Consider the following 7,758-nt stretch of genomic DNA (forward strand, 5'->3'; position numbering starts at 1 on the left):
AGCTATCAGCTTATGGGTAATCTTGATTTATTTTCAAAGGCTGCAAATATTGACATGGAGTCCGACTTGGATATCTAATCCCAGATATAACTTATGCATTGTCCTCTTTAATCATATCAGCTGCCTTTTCTGCTACCATAATTGTGGGTGCATTGGTATTACCAGCCATAACAAATGGGAAAATAGAGGCGTCTACCACACGCAAACTTTTAACACCTCGAACCTTTAACCGCGGTGTCACTACTGCCAAACCATCACTTCCCATTTTACAGGTGCCATTCTGATGATGGTAACTTACAACTGACGAACGCGCATACTCTGCAATTTGTTCATCTGTTTTAACATCTTCACCTGGATAGATTTCTCGACCACGCCATTCTTTTAAGGCTGGTTGGTTTGCAATATGACGCATTTGTTTAATCGAAGTCACTAATGTATCGACATCATATTGTGTATCAAGTACATTTGGATCGATATTCATCTTATCATCAGGATTAGAGCTGTTTAGTGTAATTCTACCGCGCGAGGTCGGTCTAACTCCTGCAGCTACTAGAGAGAATGCATTTTGAACGGAACTATCTTGATCAGGTGCATAATAAGGAACATGGAAAAAAAGTGGCTGCATATCGGCCCCGGGTAGAGCTGTCTGGGTTTTTGCAAACATATGAGCATGCAATACTTGAATTGACATATCACTTGGTGGTGGAACCTCCCTTTTCCCTTCATATATTACAGGGCTTAAATTATGATCGTGGAGGTTTTCACCTACACCGGGGCTATCGACAATCACATTAATACCAAGCCTTTCTAACTCTGATTTTGATCCAATGCCTGATAGCATCAAAATACGAGGAGATTCAATAGCACCGCCGCATACAATCACTTCTTTTTTAGCTTTAACTGTTTTGATAGTGCCTTCTTGACGATAGGTAACACCCGTTGCTACACCCTTTGTTGTATTTACTTTGTGGACACGTGAGTTAGTTATTAATGATAAATTAGGACGATTGAGCGCTGGACGTAAGAAAGCGACCGCGGTGGAATGCCTCTTCCCATCTTTCGTATTTAAATCAGTATAACTGACCCCTTCTTGTGTTTCCCCATTGCTGTCATCATTGAAGGGGATACCAGACTCTATAGCAGCATCAACTATTGCTTTCGTGACTGGATGAGGCGTGAAGTCTGCAGTAACATGAAGCAGCCCGTCACCGCCATGATAGACACTTGGACCACGTGAGTAATTTTCTGACTTTTTGAAATATGGTAGTACATCGTTATAAGACCACCCAGCACAACCCAAGTCATTTGCCCAATGATCATAATCAGATGCATTACCTCGCACATAAATCATGGCATTTAATGAAGATGACCCACCCACTGTTTTACCACGTGGCCAATTTAAGATACGATTGTGTGCATTTTTTTGCGGTATTGTTTTATAGTCCCAATCATATTCGGTACCCCATAGCTCAATTAAACGCATGGGTGTTGATATCATTTCACTGTTATCAGGACCTCCTGCTTCAATGATAAGTACCTGACTACCGTCTTCAGTTAGACGATTTGCAAGTACACAGCCTGCCGAACCTGCGCCAATAATCACATAATCGAATTCTTTACTATGGCTATCTATAGGATTAATACTTGCACCTATAGCACCCTTAGACAACATAAGTACACCTGAGGCAACTGCGGTGTATCCTAAAAAATTGCGACGTGAAATACCTTTTGACTTATTTTTAGTAGACATTAAAACTCCTTTTTATTGTCAGCTATATTCCTTTATTTTAGATGAGCCTATTTCAATTAAAATAACTAACCATCTTCAGATAACTGATTTTTCCTACTAACAACCATATAATCTGAGGCCTTTAGCATCTCTAAAGATAAGTACTCACTACCTGTTCTACTTCGGCCATATTTTTTGCATTTAACTAGCAGTCACTAGGGTGTATCATCAATTAGATTGTGAGGCTTAAAATTTAGCCATTTTTAGGCCACTAAACGTATTAATGTGCTAATTAATGACGCGCCCTAGATACTTATTAGGTAATAAACAGCTATGTAATAAATATCTATTAAGATTTAAAAACTTGCATGGTCTGTATAGAAGTAAACTCTTTAAGACCAGCTTCTCCAAACTCAACACCAAACCCCGAGTCTTTGACACCACCAAACGGGGCATCAGGTTGCACCATGGCATGATTATTGATCCACACAGTGCCACAGTCTAAACGTGAGCCGATACTCTGTGCTTTTTCGATGTCTGTTGACCAGACTGAACCGCCAAGTCCAACAGATAAGCGGTTGGCACTAACAATCGCCTCTTCGACATCGGTAAACTTAATAATGGGAAGAATCGGTCCAAACTGTTCTTCATCAACCAATCTTGCGCCATCATTGATATCATTCACCAACGTTATGGGATAAAAATAGCCAGTCTCGTCTACCACTTCCCCGCCACATAAGAAGTTTGCACCGCGTTCTTTGGCATCTTGAGCAAGGGCTTTGACGATATTTAATTGTGCCTCATTTTGCAGAGGTCCAAAGTCAGTGTCTTCATCTAGCCCATTACCTGTCTTCATGCTTTTGGCAATCGCGGTCAAGGCTGCACACAACTCATCGTGTACGGATTCATGCACATATAGTCGTTTTAGGGCAGCACACGTTTGGCCATTATTGATAAAAGAGGTCGCAAAAATCTTACCTGCGATGGCTTCAATATCAGCATCCGCCAGTACAATACCAGCGTCATTGCCACCTAGCTCAAGTGTCAAACGTTTTAAAGTCACGGCAGCGCTTTTCATAATGGCCTTGCCCGTTGGGGTTGAGCCTGTAAATACAATCTTTTGTATGTCCACGTGTGCAGACATCGCCGCACCAATATCACCTTTGGCAGTTACCACGTTCAACACACCTGCTGGCAAAATATCTTTAGCAATCTCACCAAAGCATAGTACGGTCAATGGAGTCATTTCAGATGGTTTCATGACGACGGTATTGCCAGTGAGCAAAGCAGGAATTATGTGCCAAATACCGATGAGTAATGGATAATTCCATGGGGTGATTGAGCCTACAACGCCCAGAGGCTTACGATGTAACTCTATCCGAGCCAAGTCATTGTCTTGAATGGTTTCTGGCTCTAACTCCATGCTAGCAGTGGCACGTATCCAAGCCAATGCACCACCCAACTCAAAGCCTGCACCCAAATCGGCAAAACCTTTAGTAGGTTTGCCTTGCTCTTTGGTCAGCATTGTCATAAGAACATCAACACGAGCTTCAACCGCATCAGCAAGCTGCATTAAGTAGTCACGGCGCTCTGCATAGGTGAGTGCTGACCAACTAGTAAACGCGGATCTAGCAGCTGCGACTGCTTCATCTAGTTGAGTCACACTGGCCTTTGGGCAGCAGGCAATAACAGATTTATCAGCAGGGTTGATGACATCGAAATAATCGGTAGTGGTAACGCTTTTACCGCCGATAATTAAATTAAATTCTTTCATTGTTTTCACTCTTATTCTCGTAAATATTATTTATAGGGCTAACTAAAAACACTTAAACTAGGCTATAGAGTCAAATTATTTACTGAGGATGTCTGTGCTTATAAATAATTAGCATGAGTGCAGCAATAGTATTGCTGCACTCATGGACTACTATTCCAAAATATTTATTTGCTCTCATCTTTACTTTGATTAAGATTTAACGAAGGGGTTTCATCAAAGAAATTCCACGGTTTAAGCAGAATATTCACCCATTCTGTCGGCATAATAGGCCATTCTTCAGCGCGGGCTATATGAGTAGTACCCGTGGTTAGCCACACCACCAAATCTTTATTATGAATATTTTCGTCATCTGCAACAAATGCGCCTAGTCCTGTATCTTTGTCCGAACGATTAGGATACGTACCTTCTGGATATAACTCATTCGTATTATATTTCGTTACCCAAATTTGCTTATCCATAAAGTTAAGACGTTTAAATAACCACTCATCATCTGCAAAGTTAGCACCTTTCGCAATGGGGTGCGTGGCACCTGCAAATGGGATCATCTGATAAGACACCGGATTACCCATACGATTCTCTTTACTGGCATTGCCAATTAAACGTACAGTAGTAGGGTCAAAATTTTCTTTCGCCTTAGTTTCTGTCAATACTGTCGTCTCACGAGTCTCCATTGCACTAGTACGTGGCCCACCTCGCACATTAGGTACAACTACTGGCTCTATACGTTTGATGTTATTGGTCTCGCCATCAACATCCATATCCAAGCGGAAATTGTAGATATGCTGATGCGTGGTGCCAACGATGTTATGGTCTATCAGTGTGCCATAACGTGTGTCTTCTTTAGCACTTGGATCATGCATGGTTTTTGCAATAACACCTTTGACCGCTTCGATACCAGTAGCGCCAGCATTGATACCAATGGTACCGTTTGGCTGAAATACCCAGTCAAAAATATAATCATAGTTACCGATTGTGCTAATCCAGCGCACGACCAATTCACGACGCTCAGTACTGACATTTTTTTGCCCCATTTCTTGATGCTTAAACTCAGGGCCTGCGTAACGTTCAAACACGGCGATGGCATTCGGAATGGTATAAGGATTGCCTTCGTAATCTGCAAGCTCAGCATCGAGGAGTACCGCGTTTTCTGGTGCGTCAACGTTTCTTTCTAGCGGAGAGGTTAAGGTGCCCATACCATATTCGCCAGAATCCAAATAAGATTTAAAGTACCACCCCATATCAGGGTCACCATAAGGGACAACCATGCCGCCTAAGTTGCCTTGATACATGATTTTACGGTCTACGCCTTTGTCATTAAAGGTAACAGTGCTGATCTGTAAACCGGTACGACTATCTAAACCAATATGAAACTTCCAATTATTCCATTCAATGTTTCGACCAGTGATGGTATAGTTTTTCCCTTCTGGTTCAATAATATTCAATGGTTTATTGGTCACAACCTTTTTATCGCGACCATCGATTGGACGCGGGGTCATAGGCACCGGAATAACACCGCCTTCTTCGATTTTAACAATTTTGTTCTTATCTAAATCAACCACTGCTACCAAATTTTCGATAGGATGTGCCCAGTAGTTGCCATCTCCAACATCTAGATAAGAAACAATTTTTAGAATTCTTTGTTGCTTGTCTAAAAGACCATCTTTTCCGCCAAAATAGCCGACCGTCAATGGTGTTCCAACCACTTTTGTCACGTCATCAACGCCCCGTTTTTTCAAAGCGGTTTTGTACTCTGGGCTAGTTTGAATAATGTCTTGGATTGCCATAAAATCATCTACTAATACCATGCCGAATGTATTTTCGAGCGTTTTCCAGCCAGTAAGTGATTTTGTGTTTAAATCCACCTCACCTTCAATGACCGTATTCCCCTTTAGAATTGTAAAGGTGACTACACGATCGCCAACATAAGGTTTTTTATCAATTACGTTACGCCACACGGCATCTTTGTCAGGTTGCTTTAGACGAATATCAGCAAACCTTAAGTTGGTTTCTTTTGGTTTTGCTTTACGAATAATAGCGGTTGCTTGGTTGATTTCAGTACTGCTCAAAGTATTGAGTGGATGCGGTGTGCTCTCTACTTTAAAGGTTTGATCTAAATTTGATTGCAGTATTTCATTGGCCAAGGTATCAGGCACTAAAGCTTGACCATTTTTCATGACCAGCGGGTTGGTGATTTTTAGGGATTTCCCATTAACCATGGCAGTAGAGCTACTGGGTTTGATTTGTACTCGTGTAGAGTTCTTGATGATGGTATACACATCAGCATAACTATCATAGGTGACCTCTGCACCTGCTGTGGACATTGCTTCCTCAATCGGAACCATGTGCACCTCTCCACCATGTGCTAGTGCCTGACCACTGTAAATAAAAGCTAAGCTGGCGACTAGCGCCGTTAAAGTAGACTTGAATGTGATATTTTGATGAGATTTGATGCGACTGTTGGCAGTAACATCTTCCTGGTGCTGGCGACTGAGTTGATAGCGTTTCATAAATAACATCCTTGTCATTGAGGGTAGAAAGAGATTGCGTTTTTGGTGTTCATTGTTACTTTAAACTTAAGGAGCTAATAACTTAAAAATTAAGTCAAAAGTTCATAAAAATGACAACATACAAAGTAGATATAGCAGTTTTGAATGTTATCGGCACACTCACATAATATTGGTAGAAAATTTTCGATGAAAATATCATCAGACTTATAAACTGGGATTATTGATGGCCTGTGTTATTAAAGTTCTGATTTGATATGATGTTGAGCATTAAATTGCTTATGTGTTAGCCGCTCGTCTGTATCCATGGTTAAAGGCTTAACTTCCTTTAAAGAGTGCAAACAACGTTTGGTAAGGTCTATATATTGCTGAGTACCATGCGCTTTCCAAGCCAACTCTTTTTCTTCAAGTTCTCTTATCACTTTTGTAGGGCTGCCTAATGCCATGACATTTGGTGGAATGACCATCTTCGCTTTGACGGTGCTATTAGCACCAATAATGCTGTTTTCACCTACTTCTGCTAAATCTAAAATGACACTATTCATTCCAACTAGTGCATTCTTTCTCACAATACAGCCGTGCAGAATGGCTGCATGTCCAATATGTCCATACTCTTCAACCACTACTACGTGGTTGGGAAAGCCATGTATAATGCAATTATCTTGGATATTGGCGTTTTTTTTGATACGAATACCACCGAAATCAGCACGTAATGAAGCGAACGGGCCGATATACACACCTGCTTCAATCATAACATCGCCAATGATCACAGCAGTTGGATGAACATAAGCATCTGGGCTAATAACCGGTATTACCCCGTCAATGGCATAGCAAGGCATAGTCGTTTCCTTATCAATAAATGTCAAACAAGGTTTAAAGTCATCATTCGCTTAAGTTCCTTATTCGCTTAAACGTCTTCAGCAAACTTTAACCCGCCAAAGCGTTTATAAAACTGTGGCCGTGCTGGTGGCATGGTGCCCTCCGCAGTGCGGGCAATGTTAAGAAAAAACTCTTCAGACGAACTAACAAGCATTTGGTATATATTGCTGGTCAAATTACGCGCGGTCAGTGCCAGCCAATCCGATGGCAATAGTTCTAGAGGTAAATTCGGATCTTTTAATAAGATACGTCGGTACTGGTGAATCAGTAAAATACGAATTTGAAACGCTTGTAGTTCATTGAACTCACCATCTTCGATGAGGCTCAAAACATTACGAAAGTCGTTAATAAATTTATCATAGCGTTGATGCAGCTGCTCGATAGGCCAGTTCACCTCAACCATACGCTTGAGTGTTGGATATGACTCTTGCCATAAGTGCAAGGCTTCGGCACGAAACACCACCACTTGTTCAGTCATATTGAGATTAAATAGTAAGTTTTGCAGCTGCAACTCATCACAGCTAGGATAGGCCATGAGATTGGTGGTAACATTGGCAAACCCTAACCACTCCAATTCTTTTTTGAGGAGGGTTTTGTTTCCAAGGTCAACTGAGCTTAATAACACCAAATCCCATTTTTGATCCCACTCACCCTGATGTAAACCATAAATTTTTTCATGGGCGGCAGCAAAGCGCTCACGGCTGACTTCAGTAATGCGGTAGTAACTGGTACGTCCGATTTTTTCTGAGCTTAACCAGTCATTTTGCACCAAGCGAAATACCGCTGTACGCACCGAGCGTTCGTTGAAACCGAACACATCCATGAGTTGAATCAGACTGGCTAAACTAATGACCCCTCCTCGTTGAAAGATA

General features: G+C 41.5%; 5 protein-coding genes. All 5 read right to left on the bottom strand.

Annotation, left to right across the window (positions count from 1 at the left end):
* Positions 1-91: 91 nt before the first annotated feature.
* The gene (locus ACT3QQ_RS13195; protein WP_444528347.1) at positions 92-1,672 is read right to left on the bottom strand and encodes a GMC family oxidoreductase; all 1,581 of its coding nucleotides are present in this window, start codon (positions 1,670-1,672) and stop codon (positions 92-94) included.
* 406 nt (positions 1,673-2,078) lie between these two features.
* Positions 2,079-3,503 carry an aldehyde dehydrogenase family protein gene (locus ACT3QQ_RS13200; RefSeq protein WP_444523709.1) on the bottom strand — a complete coding sequence of 475 codons (1,425 nt, stop codon included), beginning with the start codon at positions 3,501-3,503 and terminating at the stop codon, positions 2,079-2,081.
* Positions 3,504-3,667: 164 nt separating this feature from the next.
* Positions 3,668-6,010, bottom strand: coding sequence for a primary-amine oxidase (tynA, locus tag ACT3QQ_RS13205; protein ID WP_444523708.1), 2,343 nt, complete (start codon positions 6,008-6,010; stop codon positions 3,668-3,670).
* Positions 6,011-6,246: 236 nt separating this feature from the next.
* Positions 6,247-6,846, bottom strand: a complete 600-nt coding sequence (locus tag ACT3QQ_RS13210) for a gamma carbonic anhydrase family protein (protein ID WP_444523707.1) — start codon at positions 6,844-6,846, stop codon at positions 6,247-6,249.
* A gap of 68 nt (positions 6,847-6,914) precedes the next feature.
* A partial coding sequence (locus tag ACT3QQ_RS13215; RefSeq protein WP_444528348.1) for a PaaX family transcriptional regulator occupies positions 6,915-7,758 on the bottom strand: 844 nt, incomplete at its 5' end.

It is taken from the genome of Psychrobacter sp. AOP7-A1-24, from assembly GCF_052376235.1.
GTDB lineage: Bacteria > Pseudomonadota > Gammaproteobacteria > Pseudomonadales > Moraxellaceae > Psychrobacter.